Consider the following 20,367-nt stretch of genomic DNA (forward strand, 5'->3'; position numbering starts at 1 on the left):
CGGCGGAAGTAAGGAATAACAATGAAATCAGGACGTTATATTGGCGTAATGTCCGGCACCAGTCTGGATGGTGTCGATGTCGTGCTGGCAGCCATTGATGAAAATATGGTTGCACAACAGGCGAGCTACTGCCATCCAATACCGCAGGAATTGCGTCATGAGGTTTTGGCGATTTGCCAGGGACAAACATTAACACTGTCGCAGTTGGGCCAATTAGATGCACGTCTGGGCAAGCTGTTTGCTGAAGCGGTCTTGACCTTAATGCAGCGTGAATCGCTGGAAGCCAGCGATGTGGTCGCGATTGGCTGCCATGGGCAAACGGTTTGGCATGAGCCGCTAAGCGCAGCACCCAATACCCTACAAATTGGTGACAATAATCAGATTGTCGCGGCAACCGGCGTTACCGTGGTGGGCGATTTTCGTCGGCGTGATATGGCGTTAGGTGGACAAGGCGCGCCGCTGGTACCCGCCTTTCATCAGGCGCTGTTAATGGATGCCACCGAACGTCGCATGGTGCTGAACATTGGCGGTATCGCCAATCTCTCTTTACTGATCCCTGGCCAGCCGGTGCGTGGTTTTGATACCGGGCCAGGCAATATGCTGCTGGATGCCTGGATTTGGCGCAATCAGGGCAAGCCTTACGATAAAGATGCACACTGGGCCCGAAGCGGTACGCTGATTTCTGCGCTGCTGGAGAATTTACTGCGCGAACCCTGGCTGGCTTTGCCGCCGCCTAAAAGCACCGGGCGTGAATACTTTAACTTAGGTTGGCTGGAGCAGCATCTGCGTGCCTTTCCTGGTGTAGCACCGCAAGATGTTCAGGCAACGCTCACTGAATTCACGGCATTAACTATCGCACAGCAGGTTCAACTCAATGATGGCTGCGATCGGTTAATGGTGTGTGGTGGCGGTAGCCGAAATCCGTTGTTGATGGCGCGTCTTGCGGCACATCTTCCCGGAACCGAAGTCACCACCACCGATGCAGCAGGCATCAGCGGTGATGATATGGAAGCGCTGGCTTTTGCCTGGCTGGCTTTTCGCACGATGTCAGGCATGCCGGGCAACCTGCCTGCCGTAACGGGGGCGCGTGAAAAGAGCATTTTGGGTGCGATCTATCCCGCAAACCCTCTCTATCGGCGTTGAGTTTTAGCATCATGTAAACGCGCAGGCAGACGAGTTTATTCCAAAGAATCGCATTATCTGGCGCTGCGGGCGATCTTAAAACGTTGGCTGTTTTCAGATGGCTCGCTTACTGCAGATAACGAAGCCCATTAAACTTTATCGGGCGTTCCTTCCGCATACCGCCATTATTCCGCGTCTCCCGCTCTGATTGAACACATCCTCCAGATAAATTACTAAATCCTTGTTCTTTCTCAGTGTATCCAAAAGGGTGTTCTATAGTTAATCGCGTGATAAGCGATAACTACAGGAGAAATGCGCAATGTCGAAAGAGAAAGACAATAAAGAGATGAGCCACCGCGCGCCGTCAACCGGGCCGGAATCTGCTAAACCAGGGTTAGGTTCACTGGCACCTAAAGATGCTTCACATCAATCCTCTTCACATCCTACACCGCCAGGGAAAGAGCCTACGGCGCCCGGGAGTCTTAAAGCGCCTGATACGCATAATGCTAAGCTTGACCAGTTAGCTGCTAACCGAAAAAACGGTGAAAATGCCGCCCTAACCACCAATCAGGGCCTGCGAATTGCCGATGACCAGAATTCCTTGCGCGCCGGCACACGCGGCCCGACGCTGCTTGAAGATTTTATTTTACGTGAAAAAATTACGCATTTTGACCATGAACGTATCCCGGAGCGTATCGTCCACGCCCGTGGCTCAGCAGCGCACGGCTATTTTCAGCCTTACCGCTCACTAAAAGATCTTACTAAAGCTGATTTTCTCGACGATCCCGACAAGATTACGCCGGTCTTTGTTCGCTTCTCTACCGTTCAGGGCGGCGCGGGATCGGCCGATACCGTGCGCGATATCCGCGGCTTCGCCACGAAATTTTATACCGAAGAGGGCGTTTTTGATTTAGTCGGTAACAACACGCCGGTTTTCTTTATCCAGGATGCTCACAAATTCCCTGACTTTGTCCACGCGGTAAAACCAGAGCCGCACAATGAAATTCCGCAAGGGCAGAGTGCACATGACACCTTCTGGGATTATGTTTCGCTGCAACCCGAAACGCTGCACAACGTCATCTGGGCAATGTCAGACCGTGGTATTCCGCGCAGCTACCGCACAATGGAAGGGTTTGGTATCCACACTTTCCGGCTGATTAATGCCGAAGGCAAAGCGACCTTTGTGCGTTTTCACTGGAAGCCGGTGGCGGGTAAAGCCTCACTGCTGTGGGATGAATCACAGAAGCTCACTGGCCGCGATCCTGATTTCCATCGCCGCGATCTCTGGGAAGCGATTGAAGCGGGTGATTTCCCAGAATATGAGTTGGGGCTACAGCTGATTCCAGAAGAAGATGAGTTTAAGTTTGATTTCGACCTTCTTGATGCCACCAAGCTGATCCCCGAAGCGCTGGTTCCCGTTCAGCTGGTGGGTAAAATGGTGCTGAACCGTAACCCAGACAACTTCTTTGCTGAAACTGAACAGGTTGCATTCCACCCCGGTCATATTGTTCCCGGTCTCGACTTCACGAACGATCCGCTGTTGCAGGGCCGTCTTTTCTCCTATACCGATACGCAAATTAGCCGACTTGGTGGACCCAACTTCCACGAGATTCCGATTAATCGCCCCGTTTGCCCTTACCATAATTTCCAGCGTCAGGGCATGCATCGCATGGAGATCGACACCAATCCTGCCAACTATGAACCTAACTCCATTAATGACAACTGGCCGCGCGAAACGCCACCGGCAGCGAAAGGGGGCGGTTTTGAGAGTTATCAGGAACGCGTAGAAGGTCATAAGGTCCGCGAGCGCAGCGCGTCGTTCGGTGAATATTATTCTCAGCCGCGTTTGTTCTGGCAAAGCCAGACACCTGTTGAGCAGCAGCATATTATCGGTGCCTATTCTTTCGAGCTGAGTAAGGTGGCTCGCCCTTATATTCGTGAACGTGTACTCGATCACCTGCTGCGTATAGATATAAAGCTCGCGCAGGGCGTGGCGGAAAATCTTGGTATTGCGCTGACGGAAGAGCAGTTGAATACGGCGCCGCCAAAAGAGGTGAATGGCTTGACCAAAGACAGCAGCCTCAGCCTTTACGCCACGCCAGGCGGCAGTATCAAAGGCCGTCAGGTCGCGCTGCTGCTGAGTGATGGGGTAAAATCGGCCGATGTATTAACGATTCTGCAGGCACTGAAAGCGCAGGGTGTACATGCAAAACTGCTGGCTTCGCACATGGGTCAGGTTCGTGCAGATGATGGTTCGGTGCTGCCTGTCGACGCAACGTTCAACGGCTTGCCTTCGCTCACCTTTGACGCTGTTATCGTCCCAGACGGCAACATTGACGCGCTGCTGCTCAGCGGTGATGCGCGTTACTTCCTGCTGGAAGCGTATAAGCACTTAAAAGTGGTCGGTTTAAGTGGCGATGCCCGTCGTTTCAAAGCGCAGTTTGGTTTGGGCGATGCTGACGTTGAAGAGGGCATTATCGAAGACAGCAAAGCTGAAGATGCGTTCATGAATGAATTCCTTTCTGCGATGGCATCACATCGCGTTTGGTCACGCAGCCAGAAAGCACTCTCTGTTCCGGCTTAATCGTTTACAGGGGCGTTTTCGCCCCTGTTCGCTTCTCTGCCAGCCGCTGCCGTTATATTTCCCCTGACTTCCCGAGTAAACCCAATTAATACCTTATCAGGGCACTTTTCATTGCCGTCTCGCCCTTAAAGGGCCGACGTTACCCGCGTGAAGAAAATATAAAGTGGTTTTCCGTTTCGCTAATCAAGTAGACGTGAGTGGCTTCGCCGCTTGAGGAAACAAATGTTATATCCTGGCCAATGCTCATTGAACTGAACGCCTCCACTGGTTGGGCTTGTTTCTGTATTTCAAGCACTATCCGCGAGGGGAAGGATTTATCATTCACCGTGTCAATGTGATAATTTCCTGTAAATTCAATGTCAGGGTTATCCAATATGTAAAATTGTCCTAGCGGCATAATAATATCCTCTTTGAAATGAGCGGGTTACCAAATTATTCAAAATTAATTGCGCAGGGTATATAACATAATAATATAGCACACGATTATATTACTGGATAAATGAAGGACTTGGCTAAAAAGGGTGATCGCATTTGCGGGTTAATTGCCGCTTGCGCTTGCTTCAATAAATAAGCGCATTATTATCAATGCTACTAATCTATGGATAATATCTATAGCCATCATTTTTAATCCAGGCTGAGATTCTTAGTATGCTAACTTTTGAATGTCCCTCATGCGGCTGTAAAAAATTCCAATTTACTTTTTGCAGCGAAACGCGATTGCGCAGCCATGGAGCATCCTGCGCGCAATGCCGGGCCATAATGACGTTCGAATCCTGTCTTCAAAACACCGCTGCGCATTCTGATTATCGGGCGCTTAGCGGTTCTCTGGCCGAAACAGACAGGAAAAACTGAAAATCAGTAAGCGATACGGGCGTGGTATAAGGCATTACGGCAGCTGATAAGCTGACGATGCGGGTTCAAGTCCTGCTGCCCGTTCCCGTTTACACTTGCCGAACGGAACGTATCGTTCCCTTTAATAGGGAGCGACGCCATCGGCTATACCATCGAAAAAATTATTTATTCCTTTCGTTATAATGCGTTAATAGACGGTTATATGCTCCGGCCCAGCAATGAAATGCACTGTTTAAAAGTCTTGGGTTTTATAAGCATGAAGCATAAAAAATGTGCGCCAGGATGTGTAAATATAAAATTTAAGAAAACGGCTTCACCTTCTTATTTTTAAATTCTCCCGTTATTATTTTCCTGGCGACAGGGTGCGAGTATTTTTTTTACCGGCGCGGGATTGCTGGGATTGACGCAGAAGAATATCTTCACATCGGAACCAATAGCTTATCGAGTTCTTCATTCAGGTATTGCCAGTTTTCTTCAGGAGAGCGCTAAACAAAACCTCTTTCCTGGCGTAAATGAGGAGTTCTATGTCTATTGATCCTAAACAAGATATATCAACTGATTTGTCGAATTTTGTGGGTACTCATTTATCCGAATGAGTTCATTGATGATATGCATCGTTTTAGAGATGAGGGACCGGCTTATCCCTATGTGATCATTCCTGAATTTGCTCAGGTAACCTGTATGAAAAATGAAGGGGCTGATAATGACGACGTCATTAATAGGGCACCCGGTCAGCTGCCTGAAGATTTTTTTGAAGGAAAGTAAGCTGACTCTCTCCTTGTCTAAATGATAATTATTATCATAAACTGACTTCATACAAAATGAAGGATTCGCTATGAAGTCATCCTCTACTGAAATCATCTCCTCTGACTGTTGTATCGTCGGCGCTGGCCCGGCAGGTTTGATGCTTGGCTACCTGCTTGCCCGCGCAGGCTTGCGCGTTGTGGTGATCGAAAAACATCCCGATTTCCTGCGCGACTTTCGCGGCGACACCATTCACCCCTCTACGTTGCAAATCATGCATCACCTTGGGTTACTTGAAGCGTTGCTTAAATTACCTCATCAACGCGCGGAAAAACTTCAGGCAGAAGTGGCGGGGCAGGAAGTCACCATGGCTGACTTTTCACGTCTGCCGGTAAAATGCCGCTTTATTGCTTTTATGCCACAGTGGGATTTCCTGAATTTTCTGGCAGAGAAAAGTGCCCAATTCCCCGGCTTTACTTTGCTTAAATCGACCCGATTTGATGACTTCCTGTATGAAAAAGAGGCGGTTTGCGGGGTAAAGGCCTCAGCAGAACATCGGCTGTTCGCTATTCGTGCTCGCGTAGTAATTGGTGCCGATGGGCGTCGTTCAGCGGTCAGAGAAAAAACCGGTCTGACAAGCCGGGTATTCGGTGCATCACGCGATGTCATTTGGTTTAGCTTGCGTAAACAGCAGGGCGATCCGAAATGGGAGATGGGACACAAAGGCCCGCGTCAAAATTTCATCATCATCGATCGCGGCGATAACTGGCAATGCGGCTATACCATTCCGAAAGACCATTTCACTGCACTCAAATCGGCGGGTCTGCCCGCGTTAAAAAAGAGCATTGCGTCGGTCGCCCCTTTTTCCGAAACGCGTATGAATGAACTCGTTGAGTGGGATCAGCTCAAGCTGCTTTCTATCCGCATTGACCGGCTCGATAAATGGATGAAGCCTGGCGTGCTTTGCATCGGCGATGCGGCACATGCGATGTCGCCCATTGGTGGTGTCGGTGTCAATCTGGCCATTCAGGATGCCGTTGCGACGGCCAACGCGTTAACCGTGCCGTTGCTAAAGGGCGAAGTGCAACTGCGCGATCTGGAGAAAGTACAGAAGCGGCGGCAGTTCCCTACGGTTGCGACCCAATTTCTGCAGATAAAAATGAGCAGCAACAAAGGAAAATCCACGGGTAAAAGCAAGATGCCCACCCTGATTCGCCGCCTTCCTTTTCTGCGTTTCGTTTTCGGTCGGCTGATTGGGTTGGGATTTAGAACGGAAAAGCCGCAAAACTTTCGCTAAAACAGGGCTGATAGGGCATGTACACCCCTTTTTAGCTCGCTGCATATACCTTTTCATGAGCAGGATTGAAGCAGGCTGAATCGTTTAACCTTTTTTGCGCAAAAAGCGTTTTTTCGATGAAATCCTGACGACAGTGGATTTATACTTCTTTTGACCTAGGTGAAATACGAATCGTCTTGTTTCGGATGTAAATGTTAGTAAGGAATTGCGGAGCCTGTGATACAGTTTCGCCCGTAAACTAATAGAAGTTGATGCTATTTTCTTCCTCTATTTTTGGCGTTAATTTTTTGTGTTTTTCGCCCGCAGTCGATGGAGGCTTCAGTGCAAAGTAATCAAAGTGGCTACGAAGAAAGACGTCTCAAAGCGGTTAAAGCGCTTATGTCACCTGATGAAAGCAGGGATCTGGTGCTGGAAGAGTTTGTTCATCTGGCCGGACAAGTGCTAGGCATTTCAGGAAGTTTCATTTCCATCATTGATGATGACAACCAATATATTAAAGCTGCACGCAATTTTGCGCTTAAACAGTCAACCCGAGAAGATTCTCTTTGTCGTCATGTGATAGAGGGAGAGGGGCAACTTGTCATTCATGACACGCTGCTCGATGCTCGCTTTTCGGCGCATCCTTTTGTCGAAGGTGAACCGCATATTCGATTTTATGCGGGCGTTTCACTGATGAATAATGAAGGTTCCGCGTTGGGAACGCTTTGCGTCACAGATGTGCAACCTCACGAATTCAGTGAAGCCAAACTCACCACGCTAAAATTAATGGCAAATCTGGTGATGTCATTTCTGGATGCCTGGAGCCATGCCGGTTTCGCAGATTTCATGACGCATTTGCCTAACCGCCAACGGCTGATCAGAGATATTCAGCAACTTGTGGTCAATCAGCCTCATCATACCTTTAGATTGATATTGATCGATTGCATCGATATTCCGCGCTCTTATGAACTCGCACGCACGGTAGGCATTGCTCCGGTTGAGAAATTGCTCCGGCAGATGGCCTCGTTGGTGGCCGATCGACTTCACTTACAAGCGGGGAAAAAGCTTTATTCGTTTGCTCCAGGTCGTTTTGCGATCATTCAGGAGAGTGAAGGGGCTTTGAACGCGGAAAAAGTTAGCCAGCTCCTGCAAGGTATGAATGCGGAATTGGCCGAAAATATTGCGATTGAACTGGAGGTTTATACCGGAGAAACGGTATTTACTCCCGCTGAAATGTGTGCCAATGAGATACTACGTCAGGCAGTGAGTGCGCTGCATGAAGCCATTGGACAAGACATTAGCGCGATGTCTTTCGATGAATCTTATGACACACGCCACACCGATGATTTTCTTATCATGAATGATCTCGCCGTGGCGCTGAAAAAGGATGAGGGCCTGTATGTTGCTTATCAGCCGAAGGTTTGCCTGAAGACAGGCAAAACAGTGGGACTCGAAGCCTTGATTCGCTGGAATCATCCTGAAAGAGGGGAATTATTCCCGGCAGATTTTATTCCATTAGCGAAAAAAACCAACCTACTCTCTGATCTCACCGAGTGGATTATTAGTCGGGTCATTGATCAATTAAAAAAATGGAACGTCGAGTATACGCTGATTCCCGTATCGATTAACGTCAGTGAAAAAGAGTTCTCTAAAGCTGATTTTGCCAGCACGCTAGCAGCAAAAATAGATGCAGCGGAACTGCCGAGAACGCTCATTGGTATTGAATGTCTGGAAAATGAGCTGATCACTGAAAGCGATGTCGCTATTAAAGGGTTGGAATCGCTCAAATCCTACGGCTTTATTATTTCACTGGATGACTTTGGTACCGGTTATAGCAATATCAGTTATCTTCAGGATATTCCGTTGGATGTCATTAAAATTGATATGTCATTAATTACACGTCTGGGAAATGATGCTCCATCCAACATTATTGTCAAAAGCATTATTCGCATGTTAAAAGAGCTGGACTATACGGTATTGGCCGAAGGGGTCGAGACAGAAGCGACTTTGCGCCTGCTTAAAGAGTATGGTTGCGACCAAATTCAGGGCTACTTCTTTTCGAAACCGCTGCCAGCCAGCGATATGGAACATTGGCTCTATCAAATAAGAGCCTAATGGCTACGCGCACGGGTTAGTACCCGTGCGCGTAGAATCGTATCAGCCATTCACCGCATTACAGACAGGCTTTGAGAAGTGACAGACGATCGCTCTGCACGGAATCACCCATTTCAAAGGTTTTATAGAATTTCACTTCAGACCCTTTTCCTCTTGAATAGATATCAGCAAACATCGAATCTTCCCAGGTATACACGCTGGTTACCTGCTCTGTTTTTTCGATATGAGATGTCTCATCTTTAGCAATAACGGCAGTCGTTGACCAGGCGTTATAAATACACTCGCTTAATTGCTGAGAAGATCTATTGCTATGCATCTGGAAAGCAGCAGGCTTATTTCTTGCGTCATCAGGTGTAACCTGACAACCGGTGAGTAACAGTGAAATGACCAGAAAAGGAATTCGGAGCTGGATCATAGTAAACCTCTAGCGATCGCTGAATTACCTATTTAATTTTGCTGTCATTTCACCGCATATTCATCTGTCAGGTGAAGGCAGCACATATCCATCTTTAATGCTTTGCCTGAGGATTGATGCTCAATGCATTTTCAATGCAAAAAAGAACAGCGTAATTATTAGGATGGTTATACACCGTCTGTTAAAAATCTTCACATTAAACATATTGAAAATAATATTAATGCGTCATTTTAAAAAAAGATTCTCATCGAATACGCTAATAACGAAAGGGCAACGGTTTTCACAATCTTCCAACCAATTATAACCTGAGTGTTAACGGTCAACGGGTAATCTGCATTATTTGCTAGGTAGGTCACAGAGCAAAAAGCGTTGAGCACATTTATCGCTTTATCGGTTGGGTTTATTAACGGTAAAACTGCCATGACGCGCACGGCAGTTTCAGAAAAAGGATCAACGTTGTTCACCGCCAAGCACGTCGCGGATGCGTTTGGCAATCACACCAACATGGGTTTCAAGCGCAAAATGTCCGGTATCCAGCAGCTCAACCACCGCATTGGCATTATCACGCTTGTAAGCTTCAGCGCCCGGTGGAATAAAGAAGGGATCGTGCTCCCCCCAAATAATCAGCGCAGGTAACTGCGTTTTACGGAAGAAAGCCTGAAAATCGGGATAACGTGACAGATTGTTTGCATAATCCAGAAACAGATCGAGCTGAATTTCCTTGTTGCCGGGACGCTCAAGCCACAAAGCATCCAAATAATACGCTTCCGGCGCGACGCGTTCCGGCTCTGTTACGCCATGCAGATACTGCCAACGCGTGCCTTCCAGGTTCAATATGGCGTCATGAACAACCTGGCGATTCTCCTTACTGGGATTAGCCCAGTAAGCTTGAACCGGTGCCCACGCGTCACCTAATCCTTCCAGATACGCATTACCGTTTTGCGAAACGAAACCCGTTACCCGTTCAGGATAATTAAGGGCAAGCCGCAAACCCGCAGGTGCACCGTAATCAAAGACATATAACGCATAGCTTTCCAGCCCCAGAACATCAACAAAGTCCGTTAAGGTTTGGCCAAGTGAATCGAAGCTGTAGTGATAATGACGTTCTGGAGGAACTTCAGTTAAACCGAAACCGGGCAAGTCAGGGGCAATCAGGTGAAACTTATCAGCCAGCAAAGGAATCAACTCACGAAACTGGTGAGAGGAGCTTGGAAAGCCGTGTAATAGCAGCAGGGTGGGATGAGAAGGTTCACCGGCTTCGCGGTAGAAAACCCGGACGCCATCGGCTTTGGCAAATTGATAGCGCACCGGGAAATGCTGATTCATTGTCATGGCAATATTCCTTAAAGGTAACTGTTAAAAATAGATTTAGTGGTTACGGCGTTCAGTATGCGCGCCTGTTGTAACCAGTCAATTGCTAATTTAAGGGTTACAGAGTTTGCCAAAGCGATTCTTATATAAATTATTTTATAAAAATATTTCTAATCAATGGCATATGCAGATATCGAGACACTATTTTTATTTTTTAAGTCGTTGATCAGGCTATGTAGTAACTGTTCAAATGGGATTTTATCGGTTACGATGGCGATAGATTTTTACAGTTTTGGGGTGTTCAATGTCTTCTCTTGTTCAAACGCACTCAGGAAGCGGCCCGTGGTATCTCGCGGATCATGCTGCGCTTGATTTCATCAATACAGTGGCGCAGGTCGATGGACAACCGCATGATTTTTTCCAAACAGATGACGATGTTAAAACCTGGTTCATACAAGCTGGGTTGAACGGGCTATCCGACTCAACCGAATATGAATCCGGCGCACTGTTGCAGGAAGCGCGCCAACTGCGCGAAACGATCAGACGTTTGGTATTGCACAAAAAAAAGGGTGAGCGGCTTCATCCTGAAGAGTTGAACCGTTATTTGGCGCTGGCAAACAGTTATAAAAAGCTTGTCACGGACGAACAGGGTTCGCTGAGAATTACCCGAATTTATGCTAATCAAACGCCCGCTCAGTGGCTGGAGCCGATGGCGGATCTTGCTGCTTCGCTGCTCGCAGAAAAGGATTTCAATTTGGTGCGTGAATGTGAACATCCAGAATGCACGCTTTGGTTTTTTGACCGCACCAAAGCACATCGTCGCCGCTGGTGCAGCATGGCGCTGTGCGGTAACCGAGCAAAAGTCGCTCGATTCCGTCAGCAGCAAAAATAGATGGCGTCGTTGTTCTGCAACGTATGGCTCGCGATACGCTGCGCATTCGCTGGCTTAACACCGCCAGCCAGTGACGACGTTATGCATAATGCCTCATGAAAATTATGCTCAACGCCAATTCATTTTCTGCTTTGCTATGCTTTGAATATTGAGCAATCACATCGTTGAATAAACACCATGTGTGGACGTTTTGCGCAGTACAACAGCAGAAATGAATATTTTGATGCGTTAAAAATCAAAGATGACGAAATCATTTACGATCCGCAGCCAATAGGGCGATTTAACGTTGCACCTGGCACTAAAGTCTTGCTGTTGAATGAAAGAGATGAACATCTTCATCTGGATCCGGTTTACTGGGGTTATGGTCCAGATTGGTGGCATAAACAACCGCTGATCAACGCGCGCGGCGAAACGGCAGCGAGTGGTCGTATGTTTAAACCGCTGTGGCACCATGGACGCGCTGTTGTACCTGCTGACGGTTGGTTCGAATGGAAAAGAGATGCCAGCCACAAGCAGCCCTATTTTATCTATCACCAGAACAAGCAGCCGCTGTTCTTTGCGGCCATCGGCAAAGCGCCTTACGACAAAGATCATGGTCATGAAGGCTTTGTGATTATTACGGCGGCCAGCAATAAAGGCATGGTCGATATTCACGATCGCCGGCCCTTGGTGCTCTCATCGGATGCCGTTGCCGAATGGCTAAGCCCTGAAACAACGCCTGAACGTGCGGAAGAAATTGCGCAAGACGCCGCACTGCCGGAAAAGGCGTTTGCCTGGCATCCGGTTGATAAAGCCGTCGGCAGCATTAAACATCAGGGGGCAGAGTTAGTAGAGAGAATTGATCATCCCCTGGTTTGATTGCCTATTAAAACGACACCGCAACTTATCCTGATTACGCCTTTTGTTGCGGCTAAAAGGCGACTGTAAAGTGGCTAGTAATCCGAGCGTGCTGATTACCTGCAGCAGTTCAATGCGCATTCCCGTCCGTGCCCAATAACAACCGTTAACGGTGAATGGTTCTCTCCACAGGCATTAGCTATCAGCCGAGCTGATAAGCGAAGGCTATCGCATTGAAAATAAATACCGTCTGGCCGGGAAGGGGTTGTGCAGGAATAATCAGGTCATGACCACATATCGTGTACGAGTCGGGTTTCATAACCCATCAGCCCTGACATTCATGCAGTTGGATGAAATTCTTGAGCCGCAAAGATTTTGGAGAACGGACTCTTGCGGCGGACGGTTCCGTTATTTCATGGAGTATGAATATGAATCAATGAGAGACCTTTGTTCTGTCTGTTCACTGGCTTATTCGCAGGCATGCAAAGTGAAGAAGTGCCCGCTGATACTGGTCGAAGTCAAAAGCTAACCCCAAAAAACGCAATGCAGCCGATGAGCTTAATGTGCGAAAACACACAGTAACCCTTATCAGCATCGGCTGCTGCTGACTTCACGATAAGATAACTCATCCAAGCAACAGCGAACGCACACAGAAAACATAAGCCCGTCAACATGGTTTGTGGTTTCAAAATGCACTGCTGCGATGTTCTATGCTTAACCGTAACTAGCATGGAGATAAAATGATGTCAGCCGAACTCAGCAAATTACCCACACCCGATAAAGCGGAACACAACGCCTATTTTCCTTCAGCGTATTCGCTCAGCCAGTTTACGCAGCCTAAATCTGACCTCAATGACACCGAGTACGAAAAGCCTTATGCAGGCAATAAAAAAATTTTGGTGATCTGCACCGATGAGCGGTATTTGCCGCTTGAAAACGATACGCTCTTTTCAACCGGGAACCATCCGGTTGAAACGCTGCTTCCCTTGTATCACCTGCATCAGGCGGGTTTTAACTTTGACGTTGCTACCCTCTCAGGGCAAATGGTCAAGTTCGAGTTTTGGGCCATGCCAGAACAGGATGAAGCCGTAGTGGGATTTCTTAACCGTAGCTTGCCGCTGTTTCGTTCGCCTCTGAAGTTGAGCGAAGTGGTTAAGGCACTCAATCCTCACGCAGACTATGCGGGGATATTTATTCCTGGTGGACATGGCGCTTTGATTGGTCTGCCTGAAAGCCAGGCAGTTGCTGACGCTATCCGCTGGACGCTGGCAAACGATCGCCATCTGATTTCAATTTGCCATGGGCCTGCGGCCTTTATCTCTCTGGATAAAGGCGATAACCCACTGCAGGGTTACGCCATCGCTGCTTTCCCTGATGCTATTGACAAGCAAACGCCGGATATCGGTTACATGCCTGGACATCTGACCTGGTATTTTGGTGAAAAACTGGAAGCGCTGGGTCTTAAACTCATAAACGACGACATAAAAGGCACGGTGCATAAAGACCGCAAAGTACTCACCGGGGATAGTCCGTTTGCCGCTAACGCGTTAGGTAAACTTGCGGCAGAGACGTTGTTAAAAGTGCATGGTGAATGACGCTCGCAAAGGCACAACGTATTACGCTTCGCTGCCAGCAATGCGCATCGATGCGCCTTTAACGCGCAATGCATCAACCACCAGCGAAAATGCCGGCGACGGCTGGCGACGGCTGGGGTAATAGAGGTAATAGCCAGCAAAAGGGGGGCACCACTCTTCAAGCACCCGCACCAATTTACCTTCGCTAAGATAAGGCGAAAACTCCTCTTCAGGCAGCCAGGCAATGCCGTGCCCCGCCAACGCGGCATCCACCACATGCAGAGAGGTGTTGAAAATCACTTGCCCATCAACCCGAACGTTCACCTGCTTACCCTGATGTTCGAAGTCCCAAACGTACAGCCCGCCGCCGCTTACCATCCGTACATTGATACAACTGTGCTGCATAAGATCGCGCGGCGTAAGGGGAGGCGGGTTCTGTGAGAAATAGGCAGGCGAGGCGGCAACCGCCATTCGCAGTTGCGGCCCAATCGGTACAGCAATCATATCTTTATCAATGGTATCGCCAAGACGCACACCCGCATCAAATCTTTCTGCGACAATGTCGGTGAAACCATAATTCACGTTGAACTCAATTTTTATATCCGGATATTGATGCATCAGAGGCGTGAGTTTCGGTAACAGCGTGGTACGTAAAATATGATCACCACTGGTAATGCGCACTGTGCCGGCCGGTTTTTCTCTAAGTTCAGTAAGAATCTCCAGTTCCGTCTCGATTTCATCGAATCGATGCCCAATCGCCAGCAATAAGCGTTCTCCAGCAACGGTGGGCGATACGCTGCGCGTGGTACGCGTTAACAGGCGAATCTTCAAACGGTTTTCCAGAGAAGTAATCGCCTGGCTCAGCGCGGGCTGAGTCACGCCCAAATGGGCTGCCGCTCGGGTAAAACTGCCTTCGCGTGCCACGGTAACGAAGGAAAGCAGGTCATTGAGATTACGTTTGATCATGCCGATCACCCCTGTCATTTATAAATGTCACTTATAACCTCAGTAAGCATTCATTAGCTTGTCCTGCTGTGCGACTTCTGTAGAATTTTAACGACACCTTTTATCCCCCTACATTTTAAAATTTCTGCGTATTCCTTTTGGTGCACGCAAAGGCTTCGGCTTGCCTGAAATTTACCTGCGCAATAATGGCGCCCGAGGAAAGTTATGACTGATCAGATACAGATGGTAAAAAAAGAAGTTGAGGAAACGGCCTGCTGGAGCGGTGTATTGGCGATGACATTGTGTGTCTTTGCGCTGGTGGCATCAGAATTTATGCCAGTCAGTTTGCTGAGTCCTATTGCTCAGGATCTTCACATCAGCGAAGGGCTGGCGGGACAGGGAATCTCGATTTCCGGTGCGCTGGCGGTGTTGACCAGTTTGCTGATTTCATCCGTTGCCGGTAGCCTGGATCGCAAACAGCTGCTTTTGGCTATGACGGCATTGATGATGACCTCAAGTGCGGTAATCGCTTTAGCAAACAGCTACGTTATCTATATGACGGGCAGAGCGTTGATCGGTGTAGCCATCGGCGGTTTCTGGTCACTGTCGGCGGCTACTGCTCTTCGTCTGGTACCCAGCGCCAGCGTGCCGCGAGCACTGGCAATTTTTAACAGCGGTAATGCGCTGGCAACGGTTATCGCCGCACCCTTAGGCAGCTATCTCGGCGCGATGATGGGCTGGCGAGGCGCGTTTCTTTGCCTGATCCCCGTCTCTTTAGTTGCTTTTATCTGGCAATGGATCAGTTTACCGACCTTGGCCATGGATAAAGCGCAGCAAAAGCGTGGCGGGGTGATATCCCTGCTGTCTCGCCGCTTAGTGGTTAGCGGGCTGCTCGGCTGCGGCCTGTTTTTTATGGGGCAATTTGCGCTCTTCACTTATTTGCGTCCCTTCCTCGAAAATATCACGCAGGTTGATGTCTCCACCTTATCTCTGACGTTACTGGTGATAGGTGCATCAGGATTTATGGGGACTTTACTGATTGGCCTGTTTCTCCGGGCAAACTTCTATCTCACCTTAATTGTGATTCCAGTCGCGATGGCGATCATCGCGGTTACGCTGATTGATTTTGGTCATCAAACCGGTCTGGTAATGGTGTTGCTGGCGCTGTGGGGATTAGTCGCCACTGCAGCTCCTGTTGGCTGGTGGACATGGCTGGCACGAACCCTGCCAAACGATGCCGAAGCGGGAGGTGGATTGATGGTCGCGGTGGTGCAACTTTCCATTGCGCTCGGTTCAACCGCCGGTGGCCTGATGTTTGATCATCGCGGTTATCAAAGCACCTTTGCCTTAAGCGCCGCGCTGTTGCTGCTGGCTGCGTTTATCACCTTACTGACAGCACGCAGTGAAAAAAAATAGATTTGTGAAGCAGGCGCTGACCTGATTGTTTATCGATCAATAAGGCCGGCGTAATGAAAAGTTTCATCTGACACATGAATGGCGGCGGGTCTGGCTGACACAGTGCGGCCAGGCCAATGAAAGCAGGCAACAACTGTTCTGCTAAGCGTTGAATCAATGCGTTAGATGAGGTTGAAAAAAAGCTTTTTTTATCACTGCTGCGGCGAGCGATTACACTATTATTTACCTGGCCCGACCAGATCGATTGCGTTTGGGCGTAATGATAATAGAACCAGGTAGATGTAATGAACTTTAAGCAGTTTCAAACCAGGATTGAGCTTTGGTCCACACTTCATTTCTCAGCAGTCATCAGTAGCCAATATGGTTCAGATTATGAAATATACGTAACTGACCAAACAAGTAATGCGAAAGGCAAACTGTTTATTACTTCTGCTGCAGACGAAGCTGAGGCGAATCAGCTTATTAAGCAGTTTAGTTTGTGGTTGATAAAGATAAATAGTGAGAACAGGAAACAACAACGCGATAGGTATCATGAAGGTGAAATTGATTTTTCCATTAAATAATATTCGCCAGCCTATTTCGATGAGATGTAATAATCCCTTTTTACTGTAAACAGCAGAAAGAATTAAGCTGGCCGAATAAATAAATCAGCCCTTGCAGATAAAACAGAGCGCTAACAGCCTGTTTTTCTGCACAGGGCTTCATCAGGAAAGCAAGTCGGACAGGATGGTCTTAATTCACGGACGCTTTTGACGACGCAGTACATGCGCTAAACCACAAGGGCAGGATCAAAAATCGACTTGAACCTGCGCCTATCAGGCATCATAAAACCCGGTTTTCTCTAGCAATCTGCGCGCATACATATGCTCCGCATCGGATGCGCCTCTGTCAGTGACCTCACGCATCAAGCAAACAGAAACGTCCCCTAAGGCAGCAGGGCGCCTGCATCCACTTTTGTCATACCATTCAAAAGACCAGCTGTCTGATTTCCGACGATGATAAATAGTCAGCCAGGTACTGCAATTGGCAGGATATCCGCTGAATACTTCCACTCGCTTATCCGAAATTTTTTTCGTTAGCGAAAGCAGTAAGGTCAATGCCGATGACACCATGGATGCATTGGATACTGTATTCATGAGGGCCTCTGAGTAACAAGTCACTTAACTGTGAAGTTGATGTAAATGGTTTGCTGTTGGGGCGCGTATCAATCAATTGTGTTTCACCCACTTCGGAGCCAGATGCCACTTATCTTCTGGTAAAGCGTAATCTACAGACCGGTTTTCCGTGAGCGAGAGATCGCCTGTCGCGCTTAAATCATAGCGTAATCGTAAAAAAATACAGGGATTGAGTAAAAAAGTTCATCATTGCTGTAACGCCACAAAGAAAAAGCCGCCCTGAGGCGGCTGGGGGAATCGATTCGATAATTACTTCGGTACTTCTGAAACCGATTTTACATCGGTTTTATTAATCTGCTGTTTAACACCGTTAGCGTCGGTGTAAGCCAGCAAACCTGCATCTGATTCTGCAGGTTTGCCGTCACTGATGATCGTGCGGCCATCATTGGTATGAATGGCATAACTTGTGCTGGTGCAACCCGTCAATGCAGCCATACCCAATAGTGCTGCCAGCGGTAAAATCAGGAATTTTTTCATATCAGTCACCTTATATTAGTTATCAAGTTCGCTCATATTGCTTATCTGATTGCGGTTGATCTGCTCTTCCTTGCCAGTCTGTGCATCCTTGTAAGAGACTAAACCGGTATCGTTATCGATCTGAGGTTTGCCGTCAGTCACGATTGTGCGTCCATCTGTGGTCTTAATTGATTGGTTGGCAGCACATCCAGCAAGCGTACCTAAAGAAATGACCAATAAAGCAACAGTTGAAAGGGATTTCATATTCATTTTCATCTCCTTGAATTAAAAACAGACCTTAATAGCGTAGACAATATGTGAAAAATTTCCTCTTTGAATTAAGTGACTGGATAATAATTAAGCAACAAAATCAGAAAGATAGAATAATCCTGGCTATATAGAGTCTTGTTAAAAGCATTTATTGCAAAAGTAACGGCGTTTTTATAAGCACGTGGTGTTCACAATTAAACACGTTGCAAGCTTAAATTTACATTTGAATTTTATGCTATTTTTACTGCAACTATTTTGTTTTTCAAATCGACTATTGCCAATAATAAATGACTGATTGCTCTGCTTACGTCAATTTCACGCTATTCTTCGGAAATTTTGCGTTACATTAATGCTGAGCAGGGCTGCTATGCTGTTAAGTAGCCGTTCAGTCGATTAAATAAATACCTGCCACAATCGCGCTAACAGAAAGAATATGTAATAGCTCAGTCATTGTTATTTCTCCTGATAAATACCTGACCTCTACAGTGAAGAAGCTGACAGCCAATACGTCAAAAAAATTTACATTTCTCTGAGGCTGTCGAAGTTGAATACGTTTTACAGGCAGGCGTTTTAGGCTGGAGCAGGATAATAAAAGAGACCTCTTTACTTCTGCATAGCCCGTTAATAAAAACGGCAGAGGTAACGAATATCCATTTTCAGTGATGAGCGAGGCGTTTAAAAGCGCGTGTTTTTTCCAAAAAAAATCCTCTCTTTTGAGAGGAAAATATAAGAAATTGTCGAACTTAGAATCTCTCTTAAATCATTTCCCTGGTGAAGGCATGACTCAAAGAGTTTCCTCACTGTAACATACTGCGCTAATCGGTCTAGAGGGCTGATCTTTGGAAAAAAGGTTTTCCATCTAAAGGTTAGCTGGCTAATTTTTGGGATAAGTATTGTATTCAATAGGTTGTGAAATGTGGAATTTAAGTATCGTATTAATTGAAATAAAAATTAACAAAAGCAAAGAGAAATTAATGATTTCTTAACAGTTTACGTGACGCTTTCAGCTCTTATCAGCGTCAGGGTTACAGAAAAAAAGAGAAAGGTGTTTTATAAAATTACTGACGTCATTCTAATTTTGGCAATCAGAGCGATGAGGTAATGACACTGAGACGCAGAAATAAGCTGTTTGCAATAAATCTGGGAAATTAAAACCCGGAATTTGAAACCAAGAACGTGTAATCAGGGGTTTGAAATCAGGAAAGGGAAGGCTCAATAATGCTTTGATACAGTAAGAAAAAAGGTCTATTCAAAACAGATGACAGGAAAAAAAAGCCTCTGGAGGTAGAAATCCATAACACCTGCAGAGGCGATGCAATGCATCGTTCGTTACGCGTGGCTGAATGCCACCGCATGACGTTATACAAAAAGAGTAGGCTTGTACAATTTTATCCGGTGCAAATTGTGTGGTCTGAGGTGTCATGAAAGGGCTGGTTATAACACCCTCTTTTAGCCACAAGCTGATTAAGGATAGGGTCGCGCGGGAAGCATAAAATAATCTTGCGTAACGTGAGTTAAAGAGATAGCCACAATGCTTTGTAAGGGCAGCCGGTCTTGAGGTTAATTAAGGTGTTCAATCTTATTGTTGCAATAAAAATACTGTTTAAAGAAGTGATTAAAAAAGCCCCCTGATTTGGGGGCTAAAGGGTAGGAGTTAGTACATGCTCTGCGACCGGAGCGGATTTCGTCACTGAGCTATTTGAATATAGACAACGTTAAACAAGATGTAGGGACTTTTTTTAAAAAAACAGAGCTATTAATCATGCAATTAAAAAGTATCTTTTGGTTATTTTTATTTATTACAGTTACTTGCTAAGCCTGAAATCGGTTACTAAGAATTATCTTTAAAAGGCACTGTGCTAAATATTTTTCAACAGCCAAGGAAAAATAAAGCGCTGTGTAAAACTGATTCAGAGGTTAAAAATTTATAATGACGATAAATAAAAGGCGGGAAAGAGACGCTAGCCTGATGCCGAACGACAAAATTTAAGGAAAAGGCAGGCCACCTGAAACGTGGCCTGAGATGCACTGTCAATCCATTGAAGGCGGTTCATATTTAATGTACTGACGAACAGCGTCGTGAATGTCTCTGTTATCACCTTCATCCAGGCCGCGACCTGCATACTCTTTGGCCAAGGCTTCAAGCACGTCATCGAATTTGCCTTTGTAGTTAAGATTATTGAGGGCGATCTGCTGCCCCATAATTTCTCTTAATACGTGGGTTTCGATTCTCAGTTGATGCACCGTGTCTTCAAGGTTCTTGATGCGATCTTCGTCTGACATATTACCTCCACTGTTAAAACAGACAGAATAGTCAAGCGGCTCCCCGACAGGCAAGCGCAGTGTCGCACTAAAGTGACCTGTCCGCACGTTGGCGGGCTTT

Annotated in this window: 17 protein-coding genes and 1 tRNA gene; 12 read left to right on the forward strand and 6 right to left on the reverse strand. The window is 47.0% G+C overall.

Annotated features, from left to right (window positions below):
* Positions 1 to 21: 21 nt before the first annotated feature.
* From anmK to ACF2G4_RS04445, 6 genes are all read left to right on the forward strand, one after another.
* On the forward strand, positions 22 to 1,143 hold the full coding sequence (gene anmK / locus ACF2G4_RS04420) for an anhydro-N-acetylmuramic acid kinase (RefSeq protein WP_409075570.1): 1,122 nt from the start codon (positions 22 to 24) through the stop codon (positions 1,141 to 1,143).
* 298 nt (positions 1,144 to 1,441) lie between these two features.
* Positions 1,442 to 3,706, forward strand: coding sequence for a catalase HPII (katE, locus tag ACF2G4_RS04425; RefSeq protein WP_409075571.1), 2,265 nt, complete (start codon positions 1,442 to 1,444; stop codon positions 3,704 to 3,706).
* 867 nt (positions 3,707 to 4,573) lie between these two features.
* Positions 4,574 to 4,642, forward strand: a tRNA-OTHER gene (locus tag ACF2G4_RS04430).
* 486 nt (positions 4,643 to 5,128) lie between these two features.
* On the forward strand, positions 5,129 to 5,323 hold the full coding sequence (locus ACF2G4_RS04435; protein ID WP_409075942.1) for a phenolic acid decarboxylase: 195 nt from the start codon (positions 5,129 to 5,131) through the stop codon (positions 5,321 to 5,323).
* A gap of 70 nt (positions 5,324 to 5,393) precedes the next feature.
* Positions 5,394 to 6,599 (forward strand): FAD-dependent oxidoreductase, encoded by a 1,206-nt coding sequence (locus ACF2G4_RS04440; RefSeq protein WP_409075572.1) that lies wholly within the window; start codon positions 5,394 to 5,396, stop codon positions 6,597 to 6,599.
* Positions 6,600 to 6,920: 321 nt separating this feature from the next.
* A complete protein-coding gene (locus tag ACF2G4_RS04445; RefSeq protein ID WP_409075573.1) occupies positions 6,921 to 8,693 on the forward strand; it encodes an EAL domain-containing protein in 1,773 nt (590 codons plus the stop codon).
* 58 nt (positions 8,694 to 8,751) lie between these two features.
* On the opposite strand, the gene ACF2G4_RS04450 is transcribed toward ACF2G4_RS04445, so the two are convergent.
* On the reverse strand, positions 8,752 to 9,108 hold the full coding sequence (locus ACF2G4_RS04450; RefSeq protein WP_409075574.1) for a hypothetical protein: 357 nt from the start codon (positions 9,106 to 9,108) through the stop codon (positions 8,752 to 8,754).
* Between the two features lie 450 nt (positions 9,109 to 9,558).
* Positions 9,559 to 10,440, reverse strand: coding sequence for an alpha/beta fold hydrolase (locus tag ACF2G4_RS04455; RefSeq protein WP_243078042.1), 882 nt, complete (start codon positions 10,438 to 10,440; stop codon positions 9,559 to 9,561).
* A 283-nt stretch (positions 10,441 to 10,723) separates the two neighbouring features.
* On the opposite strand from ACF2G4_RS04455, the gene ACF2G4_RS04460 reads away from it, so the two are divergent.
* From ACF2G4_RS04460 to hchA, 4 genes are all read left to right on the forward strand, one after another.
* Entirely contained in the window at positions 10,724 to 11,311 is a 588-nt protein-coding gene (locus ACF2G4_RS04460; RefSeq protein ID WP_409075575.1) for a CGNR zinc finger domain-containing protein, read from the forward strand.
* A gap of 177 nt (positions 11,312 to 11,488) precedes the next feature.
* Positions 11,489 to 12,169 carry an SOS response-associated peptidase family protein gene (locus ACF2G4_RS04465; protein ID WP_215846911.1) on the forward strand — a complete coding sequence of 227 codons (681 nt, stop codon included), beginning with the start codon at positions 11,489 to 11,491 and terminating at the stop codon, positions 12,167 to 12,169.
* 265 nt (positions 12,170 to 12,434) lie between these two features.
* Positions 12,435 to 12,677, forward strand: a complete 243-nt coding sequence (locus ACF2G4_RS04470) for a hypothetical protein (protein ID WP_243078040.1) — start codon at positions 12,435 to 12,437, stop codon at positions 12,675 to 12,677.
* 214 nt (positions 12,678 to 12,891) lie between these two features.
* Positions 12,892 to 13,743, forward strand: coding sequence for a glyoxalase III HchA (gene hchA, locus ACF2G4_RS04475; RefSeq protein ID WP_409075943.1), 852 nt, complete (start codon positions 12,892 to 12,894; stop codon positions 13,741 to 13,743).
* 21 nt (positions 13,744 to 13,764) lie between these two features.
* Here the strand turns inward: hchA and ACF2G4_RS04480 are convergent, their stop codons facing one another.
* The gene (locus tag ACF2G4_RS04480; RefSeq protein WP_409075576.1) at positions 13,765 to 14,688 is read right to left on the reverse strand and encodes a LysR substrate-binding domain-containing protein; all 924 of its coding nucleotides are present in this window, start codon (positions 14,686 to 14,688) and stop codon (positions 13,765 to 13,767) included.
* Between the two features lie 204 nt (positions 14,689 to 14,892).
* On the opposite strand from ACF2G4_RS04480, the gene ACF2G4_RS04485 reads away from it, so the two are divergent.
* Entirely contained in the window at positions 14,893 to 16,083 is a 1,191-nt protein-coding gene (locus ACF2G4_RS04485; RefSeq protein ID WP_409075577.1) for an MFS transporter, read from the forward strand.
* 284 nt (positions 16,084 to 16,367) lie between these two features.
* Positions 16,368 to 16,646, forward strand: coding sequence for a hypothetical protein (locus ACF2G4_RS04490; RefSeq protein WP_409075578.1), 279 nt, complete (start codon positions 16,368 to 16,370; stop codon positions 16,644 to 16,646).
* A gap of 861 nt (positions 16,647 to 17,507) precedes the next feature.
* On the opposite strand, the gene ACF2G4_RS04495 is transcribed toward ACF2G4_RS04490, so the two are convergent.
* The 3 genes from ACF2G4_RS04495 to ACF2G4_RS04505 all read right to left on the reverse strand — a co-directional run bounded on the left by ACF2G4_RS04495 (position 17,508) and on the right by ACF2G4_RS04505 (position 20,267).
* A complete protein-coding gene (locus ACF2G4_RS04495) occupies positions 17,508 to 17,735 on the reverse strand; it encodes a YgdI/YgdR family lipoprotein (protein WP_409075579.1) in 228 nt (75 codons plus the stop codon).
* Positions 17,736 to 17,750: 15 nt separating this feature from the next.
* The gene (locus ACF2G4_RS04500; protein ID WP_215846907.1) at positions 17,751 to 17,984 is read right to left on the reverse strand and encodes a YgdI/YgdR family lipoprotein; all 234 of its coding nucleotides are present in this window, start codon (positions 17,982 to 17,984) and stop codon (positions 17,751 to 17,753) included.
* A 2,031-nt stretch (positions 17,985 to 20,015) separates the two neighbouring features.
* Positions 20,016 to 20,267 carry a hypothetical protein gene (locus ACF2G4_RS04505; protein ID WP_215846906.1) on the reverse strand — a complete coding sequence of 84 codons (252 nt, stop codon included), beginning with the start codon at positions 20,265 to 20,267 and terminating at the stop codon, positions 20,016 to 20,018.
* Positions 20,268 to 20,367 lie beyond the last annotated feature (100 nt).

It is taken from the genome of Pantoea phytostimulans, from assembly GCF_046118715.1.
Classification (GTDB): Bacteria; Pseudomonadota; Gammaproteobacteria; order Enterobacterales; family Enterobacteriaceae; genus Pantoea; species Pantoea phytostimulans.